Source organism: Bacillus sp. WP8 (assembly GCF_000800825.1).
Taxonomy (GTDB): domain Bacteria; phylum Bacillota; class Bacilli; order Bacillales; family Bacillaceae; genus Bacillus; species Bacillus safensis.
Window position 1 is genome coordinate 2,416,474 of record NZ_CP010075.1, and the last position, 25,270, is coordinate 2,441,743.

A 25,270-nucleotide genomic window follows, 5' to 3' on the forward strand; every position below is an offset into this window, starting at 1 on the left:
TCACCCCTCAACCACACTATTATACTAGAGTGGCCTGAGGGGTTTCAATTTTTATTTTATGAAATTGTGCTGGAAGATTATTTTTCCTTCCGGTCAAATGATGCTGGCTGTTCTTTTAAAGGCGTAACATGCGATTTTTTTTGAAGATCTTTGTCTGCCTTTTTCGTCGAAGCAGCAGGTGCAGCAGCTGCACGCTCAGCTTTTAATGCCTTTAGTTCACGTTTCAGTTTCACAATTTGGAAGATCCCTGCAAATGCCACAATCAGTCCGCCCATTAAAACAGAACCGATAATGACGAGGATCAGCGGCCATTCAGCCGTTCCAAATAAGTAGTCTACCTCGACAGGCCGTACATTAATCACGGCAAATACTGAGACAATTAATACGAAAATAAATGCGAGTATGATGGTCCATTGTTGTTTGTTCATCTACAAATCCCCCAAGCTTTTTCTTTTATTCTTCCCTTTTCACTGCCTTTTTTAAACACAGAAAAAAAGCAGCGGAAGAAAACCTATCAGCATGGGCATCATCAGCTGCTGAGTTTTTCTTTAATCAGGTTCTTTAATTCTTTTCTTTCTCCAGAAATAACAAGGGTATCCCCTTCTTCGATGATGGTATCTGGTCCTGGATTTAAAATCTTCTCGTGTGATTTTCTCATAATGGCGATGACTGTTACTTGATAGTTTTGGCGAACATTGAGTTCACCGATGCTTCTTTGAACAGCTGGTGCATTCTTTTCAATTTTAAACCATTCAATCACTAGATCATCAATGGCTACCTCTACGGTTTCAAGCGCTTTCGGCTTATAGACCATGCCGCCTAAAATAGCCGCAATTTGCCTTGCTTCTTCATCGTTTAGCAGGATACCAGAAATCGTTTCTTCGTGGTCGCCCTCCTGAAAATGATACATTTCTCTTCTGCCGTCATTATGTGTAATGATGGCAAGCTTCTCATTATTTCTTGTGATCATTTCGGCTTTATGACCGATACCTGGCAGTTCAGTTTCCCGAACCTTCATCACAGCCCCTCCAATGAATAAAGCAAAATGCCTTAAACAGACACCCGCTTTCTATACTGATCTAAACGTAAGTCATTATAGCAAAAGACCATTTTAAGATCAATGAAACCCGAAATATTTTTTCAATAGAAAAAGACTGCCGAAAAGGCAGTCTCAGATTGTTGAAAAAGGGCTAAAATGATATTTATTTTAGCCCTTTTTCTTCTTTTCAGCGTGATAGAAAACCTTTGCAGTCTAGGAAGGACGAGTACCGGAGCGGAGCGAATTTGACATTCGTGAGCACCGGCACGCAGGACTGACAAAGAATGCGAGGGTTTGTCTACACGCTGAGACTGCCGAGAAGGCAGTCTTTCTAGATTAAATATCTTGATCTGTATCTATCTTAGCTGGTTTTTTCAGCTCGCGGCCTTTCCACATCAGCCAAATTTGTGCCGCGATATAAAGGGATGAATACACCCCTGTTAATAAGCCGACAAGTAAGGCGATGGAGAAGTTTGTAATCGACGCCGATCCGAAGATAAGCAGTGCGACAACAACGACAAGTACAGTCAGCACCGTATTGACAGATCGCGTAAAGGTTTGCTGTAAGCTTAAGTTCACAATGTACGATAGATCTTCAATGGTTTTCGGTTTACGTTTCTTCATTTGCTCACGAACCCTGTCGAAGGTAACGATCGTATCGTTGATCGAGTACCCGATGACCGTGAGGATCGCGGCAATGAAGGTGACATCCACCTCTAGGCGCGTAATACTAAAGAAGGCCACGATAAAGAACGCATCATATAGCAGTGAAATAATTGCCGCAATCGCCATCTTATACTCAAATCGGACGGATACATATAAAATGATCCCGATGGAGGCAATGATGACGGCATATAGCGCATTACGTGCAAGTTCTTTTCCGACAGTCGGAGACACTGTACTTACGTTTGGCTCCGTTCCGTATTTATCTTTGAAGTAATCTTTCACTTCAGCAATCTTTTCTTTGTTCGGCACACCGACAAATCTCGCTGCTGCCTGATTCTCTTTTTGACCCGATAACACGACACTGTCTGTCTCAAGGTCAAGTTTTTTAAAGTCTTGCTCGACTTGTTCAGTTGACAGCTTGTGATCACTTTGAATATCAATTCTAGTTCCACTTGTAAAGTCAATTCCCGCATTCAGCTTGAAGATGGAAAGAACGATGATTCCCGCAATGGTGATAGTAGCTGAGAAAATCATAAATCCTTTACGTTTGCTGACGAAATCCCACTTATCAAATGGTGTTTTTGGCTCGGTGGTTTCTGTTGTTTCATGAATGTTCATAATGTCTTTTTGACGAACACCAAACCAGCCTTTTCTCCGGTCAAGATAGCGGCTTTCAACAAGAAGACCGAGAAGGAATCTTGATAGGAAAACAGCTGTGATAAAGCTTGTTAAAATCGAGAGGATGAGCATTGTTGCAAATCCTTTTACAGAGCTTGTCCCGAAGAAGAACAGCACTCCGCCGGCAATAATACTTGTTAAGTTAGCATCAAAGATCGTCGCAAATGATCTGCGGTTCCCTGATCTGAAAGCAGAACGGACTGATTTGCCGAGCTTCAGCTCTTCCTTGATCCGCTCATAAGTAATAATGTTGGCATCGACAGCCATCCCTACCCCTAAAATGAGTGCGGCAATTCCAGGCAGTGTCATAACCGCGCCCATCCAGTCAAACACTTGCAGCGTAATGTAGATATAAGCTGAAAGTGTGATGACAGCTATAAGACCAGGTAATCGGTAATAAAACAGCATGAATAAGAAGATAAATGCGATTCCTACTATTCCTGCAAACACTGTTTCGTTCAGTGCTTGTTCACCAAACTGCGCACTCACAGATGTGGAATATTTTTCTGTTAATTTCACTGGCAATGCCCCGGCATTTAAAATACTCGCAAGGTCTTTTGCCTCTTGGACAGTAAACTTCCCTTCAATTTGTACGTCACTGCTGTTAATCTCTTGATTCACATTTGGTGCAGATACATACTTGTGGTTTGATTTTGAGACTTCTTTTTTGAAGGAATCTCCTTTGTGGTAATCAAGCCAAATGACAAGCTGATTATTTGGTGCCATCGCTGCTACTTTTCTTGTGACGTCACCAAATTTTTTCGCATCCTTTAGTTTAACCGTCACAATTGGCTCATTCGTTTGACTGAATGTTTGTTTTGCACTGTTTTCGACTAGGTCAGCCCCGTTTAGGAGTTCTTTATCATTCGTATCTCTGAAGGATAGCTGTGCTTCAGTGGAAAGAATCTCCCTTGCTCTGTTTTGATCTTTTACACCCGCAAGCTGCACGCGGATACGGTTGTTGCCTTCAATCGAAATGTTCGGCTCACTTACACCAAGCACGTTTGCTCTTCGGTTAAGAGCCTCCACTGTACTAACGAGAACACTATTTGTGATCTTGTCCTCTTTTTTCACTGGATGTACATCATACAGGACTTCAAATCCACCCTGTAAATCCAGCCCTAGCGTCATATCTTTCGCAACAGGCTTTGTCAGTAAGCCCACGCCAGTTCCGATTAACAGAACCACTAAGAAAAACGCAAGAATGCGCCCTTTTTTCATTATGTATTTCCTCCTTAAACACCTGAATCCATTAAGATGGCTTATTTTAACAGTTCATCAAGCATATTCTTGCCATCTTCACTGTCCAAAAAAGCAGACGTTTTAAACGACTGAACGGTTGCATAGTTCATAAATTCGCCTATTTTTACAGATAAGATATCTGCAACCATTTCATGAATCGGATACTCTTGTTTTTTCTTCCACTTCTTATTCTCTAAGTATGACCATAATTCCTCTAAATCTACATCTTTATAGCCCAAAACGATGAATTCTTCAAGCTTACTGAACAGAAAAGGCTTTAAATGGTCTTTGTAAATAGCAGCTGGATGTTGTGTCATTGCGTAGCTCCCCCTTTTCAGTTTTTTATCGAGAGACTTGTCATGCTTGGACGATATACACGCATATCTTATTGTATATGATTCTATGTCGTTTGAGAAGGCAGGTGATCTGTGATTTGACGAAGCAAACGTTTTTAAAGGGGACCATTATTTTAATTTTAGCAGGTTTTATCACGAGAATATTGGGTTTTGTCAATCGAATTGTCATTGCGAGGTTCATTGGCGAAGAAGGGGTCGGGCTTTATATGATGGCTGCACCTACCTTTTTTCTCGCCGTGACGCTCACGCAATTCGGACTGCCTGTCGCCATTAGTAAGCTTGTCGCAGAAGCAGAAGCCCGGGGTGACAAACAGAAAACAAAACGTATTCTGGTCATGTCCCTTGCGATAACAGGAACACTCAGCCTGATTTTCACGCCGCTCTTTTTATGGTTTGCGCCTATCATGGCAGAAAATATGCTGACAGACCCTAGAACGGTCTATCCACTGCTTGCCATTACACCCGTCGTACCAGTCATCGCCATTTCCAGTGTGTTAAGAGGCTATTTCCAAGGCAGACAGCAAATGAGTCCGCTAGCGATGTCTCAAGTTCTGGAACAGGTCGCAAGAATTTCATTAGTCGCGGTATGTACAACGGCTTTCCTTCCTTACGGGATTGAATTTGCGGCAGCAGGTGCGATGGTGTCATCTGTGATTGGAGAGATGATTTCACTTGCTTACTTATTGATCGCCTTTCGCTATAAAAAGACCATTCGTATTCGAAAACGATTTTTTAAGGCGATTCATGACGGAAGGGACACATTTAAGCAGCTGATGAGCATTGCCCTACCAACAACAGGCAGCCGTTTTATCGGGAATATTTCATGGTTTTTAGAGCCGATTGTTGTCGCGCAAAGTCTTGCCATTGCTGGATATGCGGCTGTTGAGGCGACAAGGCAGTACGGGGAGTTGACCGGGCTTGCTCTAACCCTTTTGACACTACCTAGTTTTATTACGTATTCACTCTCCACTGCATTAGTTCCGGCGATCAGTGAAGGAATGGAGCAGAATAAACGTAAAACGGTCGAATACCGGCTGAAGCAGGCGATGCGCCTTTGTTTACTCAGCGGAGGCATTTCATGTATTATTCTTTTCGTTTACGCAGAAGATTTAACGCTCTTTATGTATGGTTCGTCGCATGCGGCTGTTTATGTGAAATTCATGGCGCCATTTTTCCTTCTATATTATTTTCAGGGGCCCCTTCAAGCCGTACTTCAAGCACTCAATTTAGCTGGTGCGGCGATGACCAACAGCCTGATAGGTGCAATTGTGAAAACAGGGATGATTTTTGTTCTTGCTTCACAGCCTGGCTTTGGCATTATGGGCGCAGCACTTGCGATCTTAATCGGCATCATCCTTGTCACACTGCTCCATGCGGCAACTGTTGGAAAGGTGCTGCCTATTCATTTACCATTAAAGGAATATGGACTATGCGTCCTTGTGATTATCGGTACCGGGGCTGTCAGCCTTTGGCTGAAATCTCAAGTAAACGGACTCTTTTCTGCTCCTATTGAACTTGTAACACTCATCATTGTTACGTGCATGCTGTATGTCATTCTATTAATCTGCCTAGGACTAGTGAAACGAGAAGAGCTGCGCCGCATCCCGTTCATTGGGAAGCTGTTTTAGCTCATCTCTTTTTGATCACTTCATCTTTCAAATCAATATAAAATGTTTTTTGATTAAAGCTGCAGTAAGAGATTTGCTCGATATCATGATAACCTCTTTTAGCAAGCTCATCTTTCAGCCACTGTTCATTTTGATTGATTTGCTTAAGGTGATCATGCTGCACTACACCGTCCGCAACAAGTGGAAGCTCAAGCGCTGCATGTTTGAGCTTGTTTTCTTTTTCGACGACAGCGAGTTTCCCAGACGGCTCTAAAATAGCGTAAGAGACATCCTGAATACTGTCGATGTTATTTTCTCTTAATTGAATGAGCAGGTCATCAAAATTGTATCGCTGTTTTCTCATCGCACCCTCGTCTATTTTGCCATTGATGATGAGCAAGACCGGTTTGCCGTCAAGAAAGCGCCGGACGCCTTGGAATTTCAATGAGAGATAGGCAAGTGTGATTTGAATGAAGGTTAACAGCAGGATTGGCCATACCGTATGTAACATGTGATCCTCTACTTCTTCTATGGCAAGAACCGCAATTTCTGCAATCATCATAAAAATGACTAGATCTAAAATACTCAATTCCCCAATTTCCCTTTTGCCCATTAAGCGAAAGATAAACCAAATTAGAAAATATAAAATGATGGTTCTCATGGAAATGATCAAGATGTCCTGCATGTGATGTAAACCCTCCTTCTCCAACATAGCTTGTGTCAAAACACTTTATTTATGTAGAAAAGAAACGTCTGAAACATGTCTATTTTTTCTCCTCTGTGAATACATTTTAGTAAAAGACAAGCTTCGGTCAATTGGAGAGGAGACAAATCACATGCAAGAAACAAAACATATTGGAAAAGGCATTTTATCCGGATTAATTGCCATTTTTGTCGTGATGGTTGTCACAAGTTTACTTGTGTCGCTCATGCTTACATTCACAAGTATGCAGGAATCATCATTTAAATGGATGATTATGATTTTGTCCTTTGTTGCCCTGTTATTAGGAGGCATCATTTCTGGCGGGAAAGCAAAGGAGCGCGGCTGGCTAATTGGTGCGATCACATCTATCATTTTTTCTCTCACTGTATTTTTATTTCAATATTTGGGGTTTGGAAAAACGTTTTCACCAGAGCAGTTCATCTATCATGGGGCATTTTTAGGCATTTGTATGCTGGGGGGAATGATTGGCGTCAATCTTAGAGGCAAATAAAAAAAGAGCGGTTCATATCGCTCTTTTTTTATTGCTATGTATCGGAGGATTAGCCTTTGTCAGCTAATTCTCTAATAGCACGGCGATCGAAAGTTAAACGGTTGTTTTCGCTTGTTTTGATGACCACTTTTGATTCATCAATTGAGTCGATTTCACCGTGTAAACCACCGATTGTGACGATTTTATCGCCTTTTGATAAAGATTGCTGCATCTGACGCACAGCTTTCTGTTGCTTTTGCTGTGGACGGATTAACAAGAAGTAAAGCACAGCAAACATGACAACAATCATAATGATTGAACCCATACCACCATCCATTCTATTTCACCCCTTTCTAAAGCATTGTAAAGCCTTTCGTTTATGCGTTAAAAGTTTTTCGCATTCGGTTTGTTAAAGCCATAACGCTCAAAAAACTCTTCTTTAAAATCACCTAAACGATCCTCACGGATAGCTTCTCTCACTTGCTCCATTAATTTTAACAGAAAATGAAGATTATGATAAGTTGTTAATCGAATTCCGAACGTTTCATTTGTTCGGATGAGATGTCTAATATAGGCGCGAGTATAGTTTTTACATGTATAGCAGTCACAGTTCTCATCGATTGGTCTAAAGTCACGCTCATATTTTGCATTTTTCACAACAAGACGGCCTTCACTTGTCATTAAGGTACCGTTTCTTGCAATTCGCGTAGGCAGTACGCAGTCAAACATATCTACACCGCGAATGGCGCCGTCAATTAAGGAATCTGGCGAGCCGACACCCATTAAGTACCTTGGTTTGTCTGCCGGTAAAAATGGTGTAGTGAACTCAAGTACACGATTCATCACATCTTTTGGTTCCCCTACAGATAAGCCTCCGATGGCGTAGCCTGGGAAATCAAGTGAAACAAGGTCTTTTGCACTTTGTTTTCGAAGCTCTTCGTATTCTCCGCCTTGGACAATTCCAAACAGCCCTTGATCCTCTGGACGCTGGTGCGCTGTTAGACAGCGCTCTGCCCATCTGCTTGTCCGCTCCACAGAACGTTTCATGTAATCGTACTCTGCAGGATATGGCGGGCATTCATCAAATGCCATCATAATATCAGAACCAAGCGCATTTTGGATCTCCATGGCTTTTTCAGGAGATAGGAACAGCTTGTCTCCGTTTAAATGATTACGGAAGTGAACGCCTTCTTCTTCAATTTTTCTAAATTCACTCAATGAGAAAACTTGGAATCCGCCTGAATCAGTTAGAATGGCTCGATCCCAGTTCATAAATTTGTGCAGACCGCCTGCTTCTTTTACGATATCGTGGCCTGGACGGAGCCATAAGTGGTACGTATTGCTTAAGATGATGCCTGCATCCATTGCCTTTAATTCTTCAGGCGCCATTGTTTTGACTGTAGCCAGTGTACCTACTGGCATAAATACAGGTGTTTCAAAAGAGCCGTGCGGTGTATGAACGCGGCCAAGACGTGCACCTGTTTGTTTGCATGATTTAATGAACTCATAACGTATCGGTAATTGCGACAAAAATGAGCCCTCCTGTCTTTGTTGTATGATGTTATTGAATCAGCATGGCATCGCCAAAGCTGAAGAATCGGTATTCCTCTTTCACAGCCTCATTGTACGCTTTTAGTACGTGCTCTCGTCCAGCTAATGCGCTGACAAGCATAATTAACGAGGATTTTGGCAGATGGAAATTTGTGATCATGCCATCAATTGCCTTGAATGTGTAGCCAGGGTAAATAAAGATCGACGTCCAGCCGCTTGAGGCTTTGAACTCACCATCGTGTGCGCTTGCAATGGTTTCAAGCGTTCTTGTTGACGTTGTGCCGACTGAAATAATCCGTCCGCCTTCTTTGCGAACGCGATTGAGCTCATCAGCTGTTTCTTCATTCATTTCATAAAACTCTGCATGCATTTCGTGTTCTTCAATACGTTCTGCACTTACCGGACGAAACGTGCCAAGCCCCACGTGCAGCGTAATAAAAGCAATGTGAACACCTTTCGCTTTCAGCGCATCCAGCAGCTCGGTTGTAAAATGGAGACCGGCCGTTGGGGCAGCAGCGGAACCAACCTCTTTTGAATAAACGGTTTGATAGCGTTCACGGTCGTCAAGCTGCTCTTTAATATATGGAGGCAGCGGCATTTCACCAAGGGATTCAAGCACTTCATAAAAAATGCCTGTATATTGAAACTCGACTTTTCTTCCACCATGTTCCATTTCCTCTGTACATACCGCTTTGAGCCGTCCATCACCAAAAGTGATAACCGTCCCTTTTTTCACCCGTTTCGCTGGTTTTACAAGTGTTTCCCAGTTGTCTCCTTCTTCTTGCTTCAAGAGAAGCAGCTCAACTTTGGCACCTGTATGCTCTTTCATCCCAAACAATCGTGCAGGCAAAACGCGAGTATTGTTTAGAACGAGACAATCACCTTTTTGAAAATAATCGATGATTTGTGAGAATGTATCGTGTGTAATCGCACCCGTCTGTTTGTTTAAGACCATCAGTCTTGATGCATCTCTTTTTTCAAGCGGCACTTGTGCAATCAATCTTTCTGGTAAATCAAAATCAAATAGTTCTAGCTTCATTTCCTTCACCTATTCTGTAGTTAACTAGTTAACGTTATTTCATCCGTCCAAAGATATTCAGTAATATGGTTAGTACGATGCTAATGACAATGCATGTAATGACAGGAAAAAAGAACGTTACATTTCCTTTTTTCACAAAAATATCACCTGGAAGCTTACCAACCAATTGAAACACTAATCCTGCGGCAAAAAGGACACCACCTAAAATCATTAATATTTTAGGGAATTCAGTCACGAATCGGAACCTCCATTTGAAAATGTTCATACGCTTCTCTTGTGACGACCCGCCCTCTTGGTGTTCTTTGCAGGAAACCAATTTGCAGCAAGTACGGTTCGTACACATCTTCAATCGTATGTGATTCTTCTCCAATTGTCGCTGAGATTGTATCAAGACCAACCGGACCGCCTCTAAATTTTTCGATCATACTTAAAAGGAGCTTATGGTCTATATGATCGAGGCCAAGCCTGTCGACTTGAAGACGCTCAAGGGCATCTTCCGCAATGTCCTGCGTAATAGCATGATTCCCAAGCACTTGCGCAAAATCTCTTACTCTTCTGAGCAAACGATTGGCAACCCTCGGTGTTCCCCGGGAACGTCTCGCAATCTCTTCGGCAGAGCGAATATCGATCCCAATCTCAAACAGCTCGGCTGTTCTTGCCACAATGTGAGCCAAATCTCTTTGCTCATAGTATTCCAATCTTGCATGTACCCCAAACCTATCTCGAAGCGGCGCTGTTAACAGCCCGACACGGGTCGTTGCACCTACAAGCGTAAATGGCGGTAAATCAAGCCGTACAGAGCGTGCTGTATCTCCTTTTCCAATGACAATATCTAAACAAAAATCCTCCATTGCTGGGTACAGCACTTCCTCAATTGAGCGCTGCAAGCGGTGAATTTCATCAATAAACAATACATCACCTGGCTCAAGAGACGTTAAGATGGCCGCCAAATCTCCAGGACGCTCAATGGCTGGTCCTGACGTTGTACGCAGCTGAACATTCATTTCATTGGCAATAATCGACGCAAGCGTTGTTTTCCCAAGTCCAGGAGGTCCATATAAAAGGACGTGATCAAGCGTTTCCTGCCGCATGCGGGCAGCTTCAATAAATACGCTGAGATTATCCTTTACTTTTTGCTGACCGATATATTGGCTAAGTGTCTGTGGCCGCAGACTTTGCTCAATGGCTGATTCATGGTTGTCTGCTTCAGTTGAGACGAGCCGTTCATCCATGAGACATCACCCTATTTCAACATTTTTTGTAAAGCTTTTTTCACATATTGATCGGTTGTGAGATTCTTTTCTTCTTTTAATAATGGAAGAACCTTTTTAATTTCACGATCACCGTATCCAAGGACACTCAAGGCTTCAAGCGCTTCATCTAATGCAGTTTGCTGCGTTTCAACCTGAATGTGGTCCTCGTGATTAAATAAGTTGCCAATCATTTCTGGTACCACATCTGCAAGTTTTCCTTTTAGATCCAGAATGATTTGACGTGCTGTTTTTTTGCCCACACCAGGGAATTTAATCAGGAACGCTTCATCTTCACGTTCTATCGCTGAAATGACAGCGCCTGGATCACCGGAAGCAAGAATGGCGAGTGCGCCCTTTGGCCCTATTCCTGTGACATTTAACAGTTTTGTGAACAGCGCTTTTTCTTCTCGTGTTTGAAAACCGTATAACGAAAATGCGTCTTCCTTTATGTAATGATACGTATAAATCGTTTCTTGTTTATTTACTCGATAGATAAACGGGTTTGGGGTATAGACTTGATATCCCACTCCGCCGTTTTCAATGACAACATATTGCGGGCACACATAATCAATGGTCCCTTTTACAAACTCTATCACCGTTTTCACCTCTTTGACTGTTCTTCATTGTAACATAAATCGAGGAGAAAACCGCAATAAAAGTTAACATACGTTCGCTCAGTACATTTTTATCATGAAACCACGAAAAACAGCTTGCGGTCTTCACACCAGCAAGCTGTTACACGCTTTAAAACGATATTTCATTTCGGTAAGGCTTCATGACTTCAAGCACATGCTCAAATTCATCCTTTGTTCGAAAAGGAATGCCTTGCTCAAGCTGTTTTTCCACATGACTTTCTAAACGGGACGTATCAATTTGAAAAAAGAGATGAATAGGCTCCGCCCAGCCGTCAGGCCTTCCATGAAACGTAGAAATCACACCGTCCTCTGATAATCCGATATATCCATTTGCTTTACTTAATGGAGAGATATCATCAATTTGCTTTCTAAAAAGGGCAAAATCCTCTTTTTGTTCTACCAGCGTCCAGCCTTTATACTGCGCCCAGAATGTGTCTTTGTCTTCTAATGATGACCGGTGTCTTTCAATACTCACATCGCCGTCTAGATAGACTTTTTCAAGCTGAACGGTGATAGAGTTTGACTGCTTTTGCAAGTGTTCTTTCCCTTCCATATCCGCAGCGAAAAAAAGCACACTTGTCATGATAAGTCCTGTAACGAAACATTTCATCTTCACTTTCACTATTTACACCTCTTTAGAACATGAGATCGATGCATGACATATGTAGTTTGACCCATTTTTCTAAACATTAACCAAATCGATGATTCAAATGTATGGTAAGAGTCTTTCGTTGTATCCTTCATTCGTAAATGTTATGTTTTATACAATCCATTGCTTTATCGAGTGACACGTTTTTTCATCATTCGTTTTTCAGCCGCATAAACTGAAACCAAAGAAGGTGAAGTCAATGTCAGATGTCAAAAGATTAGCCGAATCGATTCAGTATCATGAAGAGAAACGTTTTCATAAGCTTGCCTATAAACCAGTAGAGCTTGAACTGTGCGGCAAAGGAAGAAGTGCCTATGTCTTTTTATACAAAAAAGACGGCAAGAAAATGGCACTAAAAGTCTTTTTCCCTTCTTATCAGCATATTGCCCGCAAAGAGGCTGCCATTTACGAAAAACTTTCTGGTTCGTCTTACTACCCTGAGATTTATGAGTCTGGGGATCAGTATATTTTAATGGAATATATTAAAGGCTACACATTCTATGAATGCCTTACAAAAGGAATTCCTATTAAAAAACAAATGATCAATCAAGTCGATGATGCGCTGGAGGAAGCGCGCGAGAAAGGATTGAATCCTTCTGATATCCATCTGCGCAATCTGATCTTAACTAAAGAAGGACGGATCAGAGTCATTGACGTTGCCAGATTCACGCAAACGAAAGCATGTCATCAATGGGATGATTTAAAAGCTGCTTATGCTTATTACCAAAAACCTTTTTTCCCTAAAAAAGCACCGCGTCTGTGGCTAGAAGTGATTGCTTATTTGTATAAAAAGAACTGGCTGTCCCGCGGGCAGCTTAATAATCGGAATGATTTTTCTGCATAATGAAAGCCGCTCTATTTGAGCGGCTTTCTGTTGTTATTCTGTTTCTACATGGATACTATTGACGTTTAATAGGTTAATGATTTCATTATTCAGCTTAAACCAATGATTGGCTTCTTCAATTTTTTTATACACATCATAGGTAGCTGGACGTTTGAGCTCGAAATCAAGCACTTCCCCATTGTTCATATGAAATGTTACCTTAAATACTTTCATCATAAGATCACCTTCCACTCTTCTTGTTCGCTGGTCAAATAGATCAGCTCTTTTCATTCATTCTCTATTCAACTCGTTTCCCCTCCTTCTTTCCATTCAAACCCAAGAAGTTTAAATTTTGTTTAAATTCACACAACATATCTATCTCTCATATCTGCAAAGAAGTATATTAGTGAAAAAGGAGGCTGCCCTTGATGAAGCAGAAAAAGAAACGAACATCTCCAGAAAGAAAAACAGTCTTTTTTCATTTAACAGATGCTCTCATTCCAAGTGTGGACATGATGGCATATGCAGCAAAGGCATTTTTTCACCTTTTAAGAAAAGCCTTTTCAGCGGTTTGATAAAACCCCGCACAGCATCGTGCGAGGTTCTTTTTTTATGGCTGATAAATTTGACTTCCTTGACTGACAAACTCCTTCGCCTTCTTTTCCATCTCTCTTTTTACTTCTTCAGATTGATTGCGGATATCATGAGAAATTTTCATACTGCAAAACTTCGGTCCGCACATCGAGCAAAAGTGAGCGGTTTTAGCGCCTTCGGCAGGCAATGTTTCATCATGGAACGCCAAGGCTCTTTCTGGATCAAGTGACAGGTTGAATTGGTCCCGCCACCTAAATTCAAACCTCGCTTTCGATAAAGCATCATCGCGCTTTTGAGCGGCAGGATGTCCTTTTGCTAGATCAGCAGCATGTGCAGCAATTTTATAGGCGATCACGCCTTCTCTCACATCTTCTTTGTTCGGTAGACCTAAATGCTCTTTTGGCGTTACATAGCACAGCATTGCTGTTCCGTACCAGCCGATCATGGCCGCACCGATCGCGGATGTAATGTGATCATACCCCGGCGCGATATCTGTTGTAAGAGGCCCTAACGTATAAAATGGTGCTTCCTTGCAAATGTCCATTTGCTTGTCCACATTCTCTTTGATTTTATCCATTGGGACATGTCCGGGTCCTTCAATCATCACCTGCACATCGTGTTTCCAAGCAATCTCTGTTAACTCACCTAACGTTTCCAGCTCTGCAAACTGCGCCTCATCATTGGCATCAGCAATCGAGCCTGGTCTAAGTCCATCTCCAAGTGAAAAGGCGATATCATATTTTTTCATAATTTCACAAATGTCTTCGAAGTGAGTGTAGAGGAAATTCTCTTGATGATGAGCAAGACACCATCTTGCCATAATTGCACCGCCTCTTGAAACAATTCCGGTCACCCGATCGACAGTGAGCGGAATATATCTTAACAGCACGCCAGCATGAATCGTGAAATAGTCTACACCTTGCTCCGCTTGTTCAATTAATGTGTCCCTGTACACATCCCACGTCAAATCTTCTGCGACTCCATTCACTTTTTCAAGGGCCTGATAGATGGGAACGGTTCCTACTGGGACTGGGCAATTCCGAATGATCCATTCTCTCGTTGTATGAATATCCTTTCCAGTAGACAGATCCATCATTGTATCTGCCCCCCATCTGATCGCCCATGTCATTTTTTCAACCTCTTCATGAATGGATGACGTGACAGCTGAATTGCCAATATTCGCATTGATTTTGACATGAAAATTTCTTCCGATAATCATTGGTTCACTTTCTGGATGGTTAATATTTGAAGGAATGACGGCTCTTCCGCTCGCTACTTCCTCTCTAACGAACTCAGGGCTTAGCTCTTCTCTTATTGCGATAAACTCCATTTCAGGCGTAATGATGCCTTTTTTGGCATAATGCATTTGCGTCACGCGCGCTCCTTGTTTCGCGCGGAGCGGCTTATGATGAAAATCAGTTTGGACAGAATGGATGGACTCCTTCTCCCTTGAACGATATCCGTTATCTTCCGGTTTTACATGACGCCCTTTATAGCTTTCTGTATCTCCTCTTTCTTCAATCCATGCTGCCCTAAGACGCTTTAACCCCTTTGTGACGTCAATATGAACGTTCTCATCGGTGTACGGTCCACTTGTATCGTATACACGGACTGGTTCATTTTTTATGTCGCCCGCCTCTGTCGCCGTATGCGAGAGCGTAATCTCTCTTTTTGGCACTAAGATATCGGGTCTTGATCCTTTCTCATATACCTTATGGCTGCCGTCAAAGCTGGATAACAATGATTGGTTGGATGGGACACTTTTCTTTTCTTTCATTTGCTGTTCTCTCCTTTTCTTCTTGTCACCGGACAGGATGGAATCAGCACCAGCAAAAAACCAGGCTCTATTTAAAGAACCTGGTTTCGTCGTCAGAAATAAACATGCATATCATTGATATGATACATGCATCATCTTTAACTTCCCCACGCTGGTACGAGCCAGATCAGGTCCAAAGGGTTAAGAAGTTTATGCTTCTCTCTCAGCCCATTTACGGGCACCCCTAGTCACTTTTATTGATTTCCACATCAGTGTAGCATAGAGACATCATGAAGAAAAGAAGATTCAGGAAAATAGTTCCTTTCCCCTACAAGCGTTATGGATCATGTTGATATACAGTCTTCTATACATCATCTATCTCTATCATTTCAATCAAATCTGAAATAATCATTGATCCTTTTCTCCTATTATGTATAATTAATCTAAACGGAGAATTTTTATACAATTTATTTAAAGGAAGTTCTAGTCGATTGCAAACATTTCTCACATTCATCGTCGTAGGATTCTCAATTGCTCTGCCTGTTGGAGCAATCACGGTTGAAATGACAAAACAGGGACTGAAAAACGGATTTTTTCATGGTTTAACTGTCGGAGCAGGCGGTATGACCATAGACTTATTACTCATCTTGGCTTTATATGCTGGATTTGCTCAGTTTTTATCTTTGCCGTTTGTTCAAATCCCGCTCTGGCTGATTGGAGCTGTATTTTTAATGATTCTCGCATACGATTCCATTAAAAATGCGGATCAAGATATTCATTTAGCAGGAGAAAAGGTCAATAAATCATTCGCGAAAACATATCGAAACGGCTTGCTTGTGGCGGTATCTCCTGGAAATCTTGTGTTCTGGGTTTCTGTTTTTGGTGCTGTACTTGCGGATGCTTATACAAAAACAGATTCATCTGAATTTATGCTGGCTGCCGGCGGTATTTTGGCAGGGATTCTCCTTCATGACATCGGTCTCCTCACACTTGTATCCTTAACAAGAAAAGTGATGAATCGGACGATGATCAAGTGGACATCCATTATTGCTGGTATTTTATTATTAGGGTTTGGCTGTTATTTCTTTTACGAATTTTATATAGGCATCAAGGTTTATTTTTAAGAAAAGGCTAAAGTTCGTGATGAACTTTAGCCTTTTTGTGTCAAACTATCGGGTCATGCCTGTTTGTCCTGTTTCAAATTGCGTTCTTCTCATATCTCTAAAGCGTGTGAATGCACCTTCATCTTTCATGACTTGGACTGCTCTTCCATCCGCATAACGAGTCGCTGCTTCTTCTATTTGTGATACACCTTCTGACGTCAGGCGGCCATCTGATTTAATGGCAATATACACATTCTCATCCGTCACCATGACTTGAGAGTCTGCCACGTGATTCATTTTATTGACGCGGTTGGCAATTTTTCTTGAACGCTGGATGTTCTCTTGTTTATCGTAGCCTGAGAACGACATTTGGTTATGATAGTTCATATCTCCATGACTGTAGCGTCCATCTCCACCTGCAAGAGGCATTCGATCATCAGCTTGAGGACGTGTACGGTAATCAACATTCGTTGTATTCCCACCGTTCATCCCTTCCATGAGTTCAGAAACTGGTCCTTGATGATCTTGGTTATTGTCATCTGCACGGTTATTCGAATGATATCCGACCGGCTGACCTGATTGATTATGCCTTGTATCTACACCTGCATTGTCATTTGTACCACATGCTGTTAACCCAATAGGAAGAAGCACTAATGCGATTGTTTTTTGCCATTTTTGTCTCAAACGAAAAACCCCCTGTACAAATTCAATCTCATGAGCGCGAAACAGGCTCTGTTTTAGCATGTACAGTTAGGAAGAAAATCAAGCTGTCAGTTATAAACAAAAAAAGGAACGATTGAGATCGTTCCTTCTTGTATGGTGACAAAAGGCTAAAATGTTCTTGATTTTAGCCTTTTGTCTTCTTTTCAGCGTAATAGAGAACCTTTGCATTCTAGGAAGGACGAGCACAGGAGCGGAGCGAATTTGACATTCGTGAGCACCGGAGCGCAGACCTGACACCGAATGCGAGGGTTTGTCTACACGCTGAAAGGAACGATTGAGATCGTTCCTTCTGTCATTAATCCTCTTCTTCCTCCTCCGGCCTTGCAAATACGGATTGACCTGGATATGGCTGCATATAAGGCTGAGCTGGATAAGCTCCCATTTGGCCATAAGGAACAGGATTCGGATAATGTCCTGGCCAAGGCTGATGATGCTTCATGCCATCATCACATCCGCAGTCTTCCTTGCCGTATGCTGCATTTGAGACGTTTGGATAAAAGCCTTGATTTACGTTGGCATTTGCATTGGCGTTTGAATGCATATGGTGATGCCAGTGATGTCCGTCGTTTGCATGGTGCTCATGATTTTCCCCGTAGTAAGCAGGGGCTTGATACGCAGGATAATATGGATGAGCCGGGTATGGATATGGCATCATATGATGGTGATAATATGGATGGATAGGATAACATAGGCCTGATCCCGGTAAAATTGGCGATGCCGGCACCATTTGCTGCGGATATGGATACATCGCCGGCATGTAATGACCATGACCATAACCAAAATAAGGATCATATGGTTCATGATGATGATGCTGGTGATGATGCTCGTTATTTTCAGCCACTCCTCCTACCGCTGCCCCTCCCACATTTGGCATTTGCGGGAAGTTAGGAAGGTTTGGGTAATTGCCATGCTCCATGTCTTTTCCCTCCTCTTTTTGATGCGGAATATGAATAAACGGGTCATATCCCTTTGCCACTTCATCTTTTAGATGACCTTTATTTTCATGATGAAAATGGTCCTTGTGATCTTTATGTTCCTTATTCTCATGATGGAAATGACCCTTGTTATCTTTATGGTCTTTATTCTCATGATGAAAATGATCTTTGTGATCTTTTTTCTCGTGAACGTGATCTTTTTTCTCATAATGATCTTTTTTGGGAGGAGGCGTGAATGGCTGGTAGAGATTGGTCTGATAATAGTTCACATCAACTTGCGGAAAAACTGGCTGCTCGATCTTTGGCACTGGGGGTACATAAGGTACCGGTTCATTTGGCTTTTCCTTCGGTTTTGTATCTTGCACTTGCACGACATCTTTTGGCTTTTCTTTCACATACGGATGTTCTTTCGTTTTTGGCATTTCTTTTGCTTTGTGATGATCTGTTTTCACAGGCACACCACTAGATGGAATTTTAATCTTCATACCCGGCATGATCAAATCAGGATTACTGAGCTGAGAATTTAGTTTTTTCAATTCTTGAAAGTCGACTCCGTATTTCTTTGAAATTTTCCAAAGGGAGTCTCCTTTTTGCACAATATGAATTTTCAACGTTTTCCCCTCCTATGCAAAACGTGAACGTAACGGTTATGTCAGAAGTACAATATGTTTCAACATAAATTTATGCCTATTTACAAGCCGATATGATAAAAACTTGTTTTCTGATAGGAGGGGCTGAATCATTATTTAATGGCGAGCATTTTCTCGAGTGCAAGCAAAGCGTCTTTCGTGATGTCTTCATTGACCTGTATCAACCCGACCGGCTGACCCTTTTCAATGCTTTCAAGTGACCATAGCAAATGAGGCAGATCAATCCGGTTCATCGTCAAGCATGGACACATATCTGGGTTAAGGGATTCAATTTGTTTATCTGGGTGCTGCGCTATGATCCGTTTGACTAAATTCATCTCTGTTCCAATCGCCCACTTGCTGCCTGCTGGCGCCTGTTTGATCGTATCAATAATAAATTTCGTTGAACCTGCTAGGTCAGAAGCCCTTACGACCTCATGCGTGCATTCAGGATGGACAAGAATTTGAATGTCACGGTCTTTTTTTCTCATTTCTTCTATATTCCGAACGGTAAACTTCTCATGTACGGAGCAATGGCCTTTCCATAAAATCATCTTGATCCGAGAAAGCGGCTGATCGGTGATGAGCTTTTCTTCTATCTGATCCCAGACAGCCATTTCTTCTAGCGGAATACCTAAATCAAAAGCCGTATTACGCCCTAGGTGCTGATCAGGCAGAAACAGAATCCGCTCTTTTTGCGTCATCGCCCACTCGAGTACTTTTTTAGCATTTGACGAAGTAACAGTCGCCCCGCCATGCTTGCCGACAAATGCTTTAATATCTGCTGTTGAATTGACATACGTAAGCGGAAGTATTGTATCTCCAAACAGGTCAGTGAGCTGCTCCCATGCTCTGTCTGTTTGTTTCATGTTCGCCATATCTGCCATTGAACAGCCTGCCCTCATATCTGGCAATACGACGCTTTGATTCTTGTTTGACAGCATATCTGCCGTTTCTGCCATAAAGTGAACACCGCAGAACACAATGTATTCAGCCTCGTGATTGTCGGCCGCTATTTGTGCCAGCTGCAATGAATCTCCTGTTGCATCTGCAAATTCGATGACCTCATCCTTTTGATAATGATGGCCCGGTATAAAAAGCTTTGATCCAAAAGCTCGCTTAATTTCTAACACTCGCTGCTTCATTTCATCATCAGAGCGGTGTTTATATTCATCCGGCATCATGGCTGCATGTTGATTGGCTAATACATTAAGCATGGACATGAGTTCCCCCTTTATGACTGAATTCCATATTCATACTAAAATCAAATGCTGGAGCAGAATGTGTGAGAAAACCAAGTGAAATCAAGTCGACTCCTGTCCCCCTGTAGCTTGGCAATGTCTCTAGCGTAATGCCCCCTGAAGCCTCTGTCAGAATGGACTCTGGCGTCATTTGTTTAAAACGTTTAACCTCGTCCGGAGAGCAGTTATCAAACATGATGACATCCGCTTTTGCATCAATGGCTTCCATTAGCTGCGTTTCTGATTCAATTTCCACTTCAATTTTCACCATATGACCAGCATATGCTCTTGCTTTTTCTACCGCTTCACGGATAGAACCGCATGCGGCAATATGATTATCTTTAATCATCACCCCATCTGATAAGCCAAAGCGATGATTCTTTCCACCGCCTGTCTTCACTGCGTATTTCTCTAACATACGCAAGCCGGGTGTCGTTTTTCTCGTATCACAAATCGTAATAGACGGGTCACCTAATCGCTGCACCGCCTCATGTGTTAAAGTGGCGATACCTGTCATTCGCTGCAATAGATTTAAAATGACCCTCTCTCCCTTTAATAAGTCGTTGATTGGGCCCTTTATTTTCGCCAGTACAGCGCCTGAATGAATCCAATCACCTTCTTGAAAAAACAGCTCAGTTTGAATCTGTTCATTCAACAGGCGGTACCCTATATCAATCAGTTGTGATCCTGCCAATACACCAGATTGTTTCGCAATGATAAGAGCTGTTCCGTTCTTGTCTCCAAAGATGGCATCAGCTGATACATCTCCAAAGCCAATATCCTCTGTGAAAAAATGAGTGAGCATTTGTTTTAACTGTAAACGTTCCATTTGGCACCGATCCTTTCATTTTTCATGATATGAATATGACCTTTTTCATGAACAATCTGCCTGCCCTGCCACAACGCATCGCTTCGCTCTGGATAATCCATTCGATAATGGCCTCCTCTGCTTTCTGTACGGAGTAATGCAGATTTAGCAAGGCAAACCGCTAATGCCCATTGATTGCTTAATTCGATCTGTTCATTTGTGATATCCTTCACATTAATTTGCTGAAAAGTGACATGCTGTAACGTATGAAGCAAAGTCTGCAAGCCCTTTTCATCTCTCACAATGGCTGCAAATGTAGTCATCCATTGTCTCAGCTGATCCTTTGAAATCATTGGAACCATCCATATTTCTTGAATAGAAAAAGGTGGACTTGTTTCTTTCTGTTTAGGCATCTGTTCAATTCTTTGTGCTGCTTTGCTGCCTAACACGAGACCTTCCAGAAGAGAATTACTGGCCAATCGATTCGCACCGTGTAAGCCAGTACAGGCCGCTTCTCCAATGGCAAATAGCGCTGGAACAGTCGTTTCTCCATATTCATTGACGCTGATACCGCCCATTAAAAAGTGCATACCCGGGGAAATTGGCAACCTGCCGCTCGCCATATTGACACCTGCACGCTGGCACATCGCATCTATTGCTGGGAAACGAGCTGAAAAATGCGGAATATCATGGATGTTAAGATATAATTGATGGCCTAATTGCTGCTCATGAAAAATAGCTCTAGCGACCACATCTCTAGGTGCTAAATCAGCTTGTGGGTGAATACCTTTCATGATCCGCCTGCCTGTTTCATCTTCTAAATAAGCTCCCTCTCCCCTTACTGCCTCTGAAATGAGACCAACTGCTTTTCCATCGATTGTCAAAAGAGTTGGATGGAATTGAACAAATTCGAGATCCACTAATTGCGCACCTGCTCGATAGGCCATCATCAGTCCGTCTCCTGTTACAGAAGGATCATTTGTGTTTGTCTCATATAGGGAGCCGCAGCCGCCTGTTGATAAAACAACGGCATCTGCGGTCATTGTTTGTACGTGTCCTGTCTCGTCTTTCCATACAACACCCTTGCATGTCCCTTCATGAACCAATAGATCAATGACATGATGATATTCATATAAATGAATATGTGAGCCGAGCTGACTTTTCAGATACTGTACAAGGGTTTTCCCTGTTTGATCTCCTCCTGCATGCAAGATGCGATGAGTGGTGTGTGCCCCCTCTTTGCCTAATTGCGGCTCTCCCGCTTCATCTTGATCAAATGGACATCCATCTGCTACGAGCTGCTGCACAAGATGTTTTCCAAGTCTCACGATTTCTTGTACGGTTCTTTCATCATTGTGGTCACAGCCAGCATCTAGTGTATCTTGCACATGCTGCTCAGCTGAATCATGTGCTGAAAAGGCAGCAGCAATTCCACCTTGTGCCAGCATGGAATTACTAGATGAAAATTGTTTTTTTGTCATCATGATGACCTGGCAGTTTTTCGAGATATTTCTTGCAAAGGAAAGCGCTGCAATGCCTGATCCCACCACAATAACTTTTTTGATTGATGACACCATTGCCCCTCCTGTCATTTACACCTGTCTTGACACATATCATTACACAACACTAAAATAAATACAAGAAAAAATTTTCACACGGGAGATGGATAGGTTGGCTTATTTAGATTACGCAGCTTCTACACCTGTTTCAGAAGAAGCACTGCATGTTTTTGAGCAGCTGAGTAAAAATTTCTACGGAAATGCAAGCAGTCTTCATGATGCTGGGGGAAAAGCAAATGACATATTGACTTACAGCAGACAATCACTCGCTGCCATGATCGAGGGTAAACCAGATGGGATCTACTTTACAAGCGGTGGAACTGAATCCAATCTCCTTGCGATTCAATCGATCATCAATGGACTACCAGCACATAAACAGCATGTCATCACAACTTCAGTCGAGCACCCTTCGGTTCATCATGCAGTTAGCAGCTTAGAGCGTCTTGGCGTAAAAGTCACGATCATTGAACCGAATCAGGATGGAATCATAACAGAGAACATTCTCAAAAAAGCATTATTGCCTGAAACAGGACTCGTATCTATTCAGCATGCTAATTCAGAAACAGGGATTATCCAGCCGCTTGCTGAGTTAGCACCTCTTTTAAAAGAAAGGAACATTCTTTTTCATACAGATGCTGTGCAAACATTTGGAAAGATACGTGTGTCCATCAAAGAACTTGGAGTCGATGCCGTGTCCATCTCAAGTCATAAAGTGTATGCTCCTAAAGGCGCTGGTGCCGTTTATATGGGCGCTCATGTTCCTTGGAAACCTTTATATACAGGAGCAGTTCAGGAAAATGGCTTACGTCCAGGGACAGTGAATGTTCCGTGTATCGGTGCTTTTGCTGCTGCAAGTGAACAAGTAATGCTTAGGCTGGATGAACAGCAAAAATTAGATGAACAGCTGCGTGATTATTTTCTTCAACAGTTAAAAATCAGACAGTTGCCAGTTCGTACTCTTCAGGACAATGACAATCGCCGCACGCTGCCTCATATTATTGGTTGTTTTTTTGAAGGGTTTGAAGGACAATATGTAATGTTAGCATGTAACCGGCATGGGATTTGTCTATCAACTGGAAGCGCATGTGCTTCTGGTTATCACCATCCTTCCCCTGCTGTGAAGGCATTGCGTGTATCAGATCGTGATGCCCTTCAATTTATTCGACTATCATTTGGATGGCAGTCATCAAAAGATGACATCGATCAGCTTTTGCATACATTTGAGCATTTGCAAAAGGAGAAGAAGGGAGCTTAGGACGTGGAGCAAGAGAGGAAACTCATTGGCGAAGAAAGAAGAACCGCCATTTTAGAGTGGCTGAAAGAAACAGACACACCGCTTACTGGAAGCTTTTTAGCTAAAAAAGCGGCTGTCTCTCGACAAGTCATTGTACAAGATATTTCATTATTAAAAGCAAAAAATGAACCCATTATTGCCACAAGCCAAGGCTATGTGTATATGGCAGCGCAGCATGCGCCAGAAAGAGAAATTGAACAAATCATCGCCTGTAAGCATGATCCTGCTCGCACAGAAGAGGAACTGACCTTGATTGTAGACTTTGGAGTGACGGTGAAAGATGTGATCATTGAGCATCCTGTTTATGGTGAACTAACGGCCTCCATTCGCGTCAGCACACGGAAACAAGTCGCTGATTTTGTCCATCATATTTCTAACACCGGCGCGTCCTACTTGTCAGAACTAACAGACGGCGTGCATTTGCATACTCTCTCTTCTTACAGCCAAAAGCAGCTTGACCAAGCCATTCAAGCGCTGGATGATGCTGGGTTTTTAATAAAAGACTAAAAAAATAGTGTCCTGGATGGGACACTATTTTTCATTCGTTAATTCATATGTTTGATAGCTGCCGAGCAGCTTGACCTCACAGCCAATCGCTTCTAATTCTTGAATCGCACCAGGGACTAGGACATCATCCATTTCTTTTTCGATGTCAATAATAAATAAATAGTGTCCAAGACCTGTTTTTGTCGGACGGGATTCAATTTTTGACAAGTTGAGATTCCGCCAAGAAAAAGCAGACAGCACGCGGTGCAATGCACCTGATTGGTCATCCTTAGGCAGACTGACCACAATGGTCGTTTTTGGCTTTGATGAGAAACCAGAATTCATTGGGAACGATGCGTTAGGATCTTTATGTAAAATCACAAAGCGTGTATGGTTGTGCGGATAATCATGAATGTCTTTTTTCGCAATCGTCAAACCATACGTTTTTGCGGCAATTTCATTGGCAATAGCCCCGACAGCTTCATCTGGATGCTCACTGATGTATTTTGCTGCATAGCCTGTTGATTCCACTGGCCGGTGAGGAATATGAGGGTACTGTTTTTTCAGAAATTGATGACACTGGGCAATCGCATGAGGATGTGATTGAATGACATCTAACGTCTCCCAGCTCTCCGCTCTTGACGGATGGACAAGCAAATGCTGCCGTATCGGTGCTGTCATCTCCCCCACAATGGACAACGCTTCTTCATGAATTAAATAATCAATCGTTAAGTTCACAGATCCTTCGAGTGCATTTTCAAGTGGAACGACCGCCAAATCGACTTCGCCCTTTGACACAGCATCCATACATTGCGGAATCGTTGCATAGGCACGCTGCACTGCATCTTTTGGAAAACAAGAGCATACGGCCAAATGAGTAAATGTTGCCTCTGGTCCAAAATAACCTACAGTTAATTGCTTCATCTGCTATGATCTCTCCTTTTACGCCCCAGAACCTAGAATTTCAACTTTTTCGACAAATTCAAGCTTTCTTAATTGATTCATGACGGTGTTAATATCATCTGCCATACCTGCCGTACTAATCGATAAGGTGACATTCGCTCTTCCTTGCAGCGGAATCGTTTGGTGAATGGATAACACATTACAGCCAGAGTCAGCCACAATTTGAAGCAGCCTTGACAGAGCCCCAGACCGGTCTTCAAGGTGGAAAAACAATGTGATGATCTGCTCTTTTACCATTGTATAAAATGGAAAAACAGCATCTCGGTATTTATAAAAAGCACTGCGGCTTAAATCCGCTTTTTGAACAGCATCGGCAACTGAATCCGCTTTTTTGCGATCGAGAAGCTTTTTGACTTCAAGCGTTTTTCGCATCGCATCTGGAAGTACATCCTCTCTTACTAAATAGAACGTTTCTTCTTTCACCTGTTTTCTCCCCTTTTAAAAACGG

At 42.3% G+C, this 25,270-nt stretch carries 28 protein-coding genes and 1 riboswitch; of the genes, 7 read left to right on the forward strand and 21 right to left on the reverse strand.

The window, feature by feature from the left end:
• Nucleotides 1-77: 77 nt before the first annotated feature.
• From QR42_RS12170 to QR42_RS12185, 4 genes are all read right to left on the reverse strand, one after another.
• Nucleotides 78-428, reverse strand: a complete 351-nt coding sequence (locus QR42_RS12170) for a LapA family protein (RefSeq protein ID WP_039180309.1) — start codon at nucleotides 426-428, stop codon at nucleotides 78-80.
• A gap of 101 nt (nucleotides 429-529) precedes the next feature.
• On the reverse strand, nucleotides 530-1,018 hold the full coding sequence (locus tag QR42_RS12175) for a cation:proton antiporter regulatory subunit (RefSeq protein WP_039180311.1): 489 nt from the start codon (nucleotides 1,016-1,018) through the stop codon (nucleotides 530-532).
• 357 nt (nucleotides 1,019-1,375) lie between these two features.
• Entirely contained in the window at nucleotides 1,376-3,604 is a 2,229-nt protein-coding gene (secDF, locus tag QR42_RS12180; RefSeq protein WP_039180313.1) for a protein translocase subunit SecDF, read from the reverse strand.
• A gap of 41 nt (nucleotides 3,605-3,645) precedes the next feature.
• Nucleotides 3,646-3,942 (reverse strand): post-transcriptional regulator, encoded by a 297-nt coding sequence (locus QR42_RS12185; RefSeq protein WP_003216788.1) that lies wholly within the window; start codon nucleotides 3,940-3,942, stop codon nucleotides 3,646-3,648.
• Between the two features lie 116 nt (nucleotides 3,943-4,058).
• Between QR42_RS12185 and spoVB the strand changes: the two genes are divergently transcribed.
• Entirely contained in the window at nucleotides 4,059-5,609 is a 1,551-nt protein-coding gene (spoVB, locus tag QR42_RS12190) for a stage V sporulation protein B (RefSeq protein WP_039180316.1), read from the forward strand.
• Between the two features lies 1 nt (nucleotide 5,610).
• Here the strand turns inward: spoVB and QR42_RS12195 are convergent, their stop codons facing one another.
• Nucleotides 5,611-6,273, reverse strand: a complete 663-nt coding sequence (locus QR42_RS12195; RefSeq protein WP_039180318.1) for a DUF421 domain-containing protein — start codon at nucleotides 6,271-6,273, stop codon at nucleotides 5,611-5,613.
• A gap of 151 nt (nucleotides 6,274-6,424) precedes the next feature.
• Here QR42_RS12195 and QR42_RS12200 point away from each other — a divergent pair, with 151 nt between their 5' ends.
• Complete coding sequence (locus QR42_RS12200; protein ID WP_039180321.1) at nucleotides 6,425-6,802, forward strand: TIGR04086 family membrane protein; 378 nt, start codon at nucleotides 6,425-6,427, stop codon at nucleotides 6,800-6,802.
• 49 nt (nucleotides 6,803-6,851) lie between these two features.
• Here the strand turns inward: QR42_RS12200 and yajC are convergent, their stop codons facing one another.
• The 7 genes from yajC to QR42_RS12235 all read right to left on the reverse strand — a co-directional run bounded on the left by yajC (nucleotide 6,852) and on the right by QR42_RS12235 (nucleotide 11,869).
• Nucleotides 6,852-7,118 carry a preprotein translocase subunit YajC gene (gene yajC / locus QR42_RS12205; protein WP_008360993.1) on the reverse strand — a complete coding sequence of 89 codons (267 nt, stop codon included), beginning with the start codon at nucleotides 7,116-7,118 and terminating at the stop codon, nucleotides 6,852-6,854.
• A 47-nt stretch (nucleotides 7,119-7,165) separates the two neighbouring features.
• On the reverse strand, nucleotides 7,166-8,311 hold the full coding sequence (gene tgt / locus QR42_RS12210; RefSeq protein WP_034321314.1) for a tRNA guanosine(34) transglycosylase Tgt: 1,146 nt from the start codon (nucleotides 8,309-8,311) through the stop codon (nucleotides 7,166-7,168).
• Nucleotides 8,312-8,342: 31 nt separating this feature from the next.
• A complete protein-coding gene (gene queA, locus QR42_RS12215) occupies nucleotides 8,343-9,371 on the reverse strand; it encodes a tRNA preQ1(34) S-adenosylmethionine ribosyltransferase-isomerase QueA (protein WP_039180328.1) in 1,029 nt (342 codons plus the stop codon).
• A gap of 34 nt (nucleotides 9,372-9,405) precedes the next feature.
• Nucleotides 9,406-9,606, reverse strand: a complete 201-nt coding sequence (locus tag QR42_RS12220) for a DUF2905 domain-containing protein (protein ID WP_012010741.1) — start codon at nucleotides 9,604-9,606, stop codon at nucleotides 9,406-9,408.
• On the reverse strand, nucleotides 9,599-10,603 hold the full coding sequence (ruvB, locus tag QR42_RS12225) for a Holliday junction branch migration DNA helicase RuvB (RefSeq protein WP_024423143.1): 1,005 nt from the start codon (nucleotides 10,601-10,603) through the stop codon (nucleotides 9,599-9,601). Before ruvB ends, QR42_RS12220 begins: the two co-directional genes overlap by 8 nt.
• Nucleotides 10,604-10,614: 11 nt before the next feature.
• Nucleotides 10,615-11,220 (reverse strand): Holliday junction branch migration protein RuvA, encoded by a 606-nt coding sequence (ruvA, locus tag QR42_RS12230; RefSeq protein WP_024423144.1) that lies wholly within the window; start codon nucleotides 11,218-11,220, stop codon nucleotides 10,615-10,617.
• A 148-nt stretch (nucleotides 11,221-11,368) separates the two neighbouring features.
• Nucleotides 11,369-11,869 (reverse strand): intercompartmental signaling factor BofC, encoded by a 501-nt coding sequence (locus QR42_RS12235; RefSeq protein WP_200885531.1) that lies wholly within the window; start codon nucleotides 11,867-11,869, stop codon nucleotides 11,369-11,371.
• A 238-nt stretch (nucleotides 11,870-12,107) separates the two neighbouring features.
• On the opposite strand from QR42_RS12235, the gene QR42_RS12240 reads away from it, so the two are divergent.
• Complete coding sequence (locus QR42_RS12240) at nucleotides 12,108-12,752, forward strand: serine/threonine protein kinase (protein ID WP_039180336.1); 645 nt, start codon at nucleotides 12,108-12,110, stop codon at nucleotides 12,750-12,752.
• A 33-nt stretch (nucleotides 12,753-12,785) separates the two neighbouring features.
• Here QR42_RS12240 and QR42_RS12245 read toward each other — a convergent pair whose 3' ends face one another.
• Nucleotides 12,786-12,968 (reverse strand): hypothetical protein, encoded by a 183-nt coding sequence (locus QR42_RS12245; RefSeq protein ID WP_008342761.1) that lies wholly within the window; start codon nucleotides 12,966-12,968, stop codon nucleotides 12,786-12,788.
• A gap of 191 nt (nucleotides 12,969-13,159) precedes the next feature.
• Here QR42_RS12245 and QR42_RS19475 point away from each other — a divergent pair, with 191 nt between their 5' ends.
• Entirely contained in the window at nucleotides 13,160-13,306 is a 147-nt protein-coding gene (locus QR42_RS19475; RefSeq protein WP_167364625.1) for a hypothetical protein, read from the forward strand.
• A gap of 35 nt (nucleotides 13,307-13,341) precedes the next feature.
• Here the strand turns inward: QR42_RS19475 and thiC are convergent, their stop codons facing one another.
• The gene (gene thiC, locus QR42_RS12250; protein WP_039180339.1) at nucleotides 13,342-15,102 is read right to left on the reverse strand and encodes a phosphomethylpyrimidine synthase ThiC; all 1,761 of its coding nucleotides are present in this window, start codon (nucleotides 15,100-15,102) and stop codon (nucleotides 13,342-13,344) included.
• A 126-nt stretch (nucleotides 15,103-15,228) separates the two neighbouring features.
• A riboswitch (TPP riboswitch) is annotated at nucleotides 15,229-15,337 on the reverse strand.
• 235 nt (nucleotides 15,338-15,572) lie between these two features.
• On the opposite strand from thiC, the gene QR42_RS12255 reads away from it, so the two are divergent.
• A complete protein-coding gene (locus QR42_RS12255) occupies nucleotides 15,573-16,205 on the forward strand; it encodes a LysE family transporter (protein ID WP_024423148.1) in 633 nt (210 codons plus the stop codon).
• 45 nt (nucleotides 16,206-16,250) lie between these two features.
• Here the strand turns inward: QR42_RS12255 and QR42_RS12260 are convergent, their stop codons facing one another.
• The 5 genes from QR42_RS12260 to nadB form a co-directional block, all read right to left on the reverse strand.
• Nucleotides 16,251-16,868, reverse strand: a complete 618-nt coding sequence (locus QR42_RS12260; protein ID WP_039180343.1) for a YhcN/YlaJ family sporulation lipoprotein — start codon at nucleotides 16,866-16,868, stop codon at nucleotides 16,251-16,253.
• 334 nt (nucleotides 16,869-17,202) lie between these two features.
• A complete protein-coding gene (gene safA, locus QR42_RS12265; protein WP_039180346.1) occupies nucleotides 17,203-18,453 on the reverse strand; it encodes a SafA/ExsA family spore coat assembly protein in 1,251 nt (416 codons plus the stop codon).
• A gap of 131 nt (nucleotides 18,454-18,584) precedes the next feature.
• The gene (gene nadA, locus QR42_RS12270; RefSeq protein ID WP_039180349.1) at nucleotides 18,585-19,694 is read right to left on the reverse strand and encodes a quinolinate synthase NadA; all 1,110 of its coding nucleotides are present in this window, start codon (nucleotides 19,692-19,694) and stop codon (nucleotides 18,585-18,587) included.
• A complete protein-coding gene (gene nadC, locus QR42_RS12275) occupies nucleotides 19,681-20,541 on the reverse strand; it encodes a carboxylating nicotinate-nucleotide diphosphorylase (protein ID WP_039180352.1) in 861 nt (286 codons plus the stop codon). Before nadC ends, nadA begins: the two co-directional genes overlap by 14 nt.
• Nucleotides 20,523-22,097 (reverse strand): L-aspartate oxidase, encoded by a 1,575-nt coding sequence (gene nadB, locus QR42_RS12280; RefSeq protein ID WP_039180354.1) that lies wholly within the window; start codon nucleotides 22,095-22,097, stop codon nucleotides 20,523-20,525. Before nadB ends, nadC begins: the two co-directional genes overlap by 19 nt.
• A 94-nt stretch (nucleotides 22,098-22,191) precedes the next feature.
• Between nadB and QR42_RS12285 the strand changes: the two genes are divergently transcribed.
• Together QR42_RS12285 and QR42_RS12290 are read left to right on the forward strand one after the other, a co-directional pair.
• Nucleotides 22,192-23,334: an IscS subfamily cysteine desulfurase gene (locus QR42_RS12285; RefSeq protein ID WP_200885516.1), complete on the forward strand. Its 1,143-nt coding sequence runs from the start codon at nucleotides 22,192-22,194 to the stop codon at nucleotides 23,332-23,334.
• Nucleotides 23,335-23,337: 3 nt separating this feature from the next.
• A complete protein-coding gene (locus tag QR42_RS12290; RefSeq protein ID WP_039180361.1) occupies nucleotides 23,338-23,880 on the forward strand; it encodes a transcription repressor NadR in 543 nt (180 codons plus the stop codon).
• 24 nt (nucleotides 23,881-23,904) lie between these two features.
• Here the strand turns inward: QR42_RS12290 and pheA are convergent, their stop codons facing one another.
• Both pheA and QR42_RS12300 read right to left on the reverse strand, forming a co-directional pair.
• Nucleotides 23,905-24,783: a prephenate dehydratase gene (gene pheA / locus QR42_RS12295; protein ID WP_024423155.1), complete on the reverse strand. Its 879-nt coding sequence runs from the start codon at nucleotides 24,781-24,783 to the stop codon at nucleotides 23,905-23,907.
• 18 nt (nucleotides 24,784-24,801) lie between these two features.
• A complete protein-coding gene (locus QR42_RS12300) occupies nucleotides 24,802-25,245 on the reverse strand; it encodes an ACT domain-containing protein (RefSeq protein ID WP_008342790.1) in 444 nt (147 codons plus the stop codon).
• Nucleotides 25,246-25,270 lie beyond the last annotated feature (25 nt).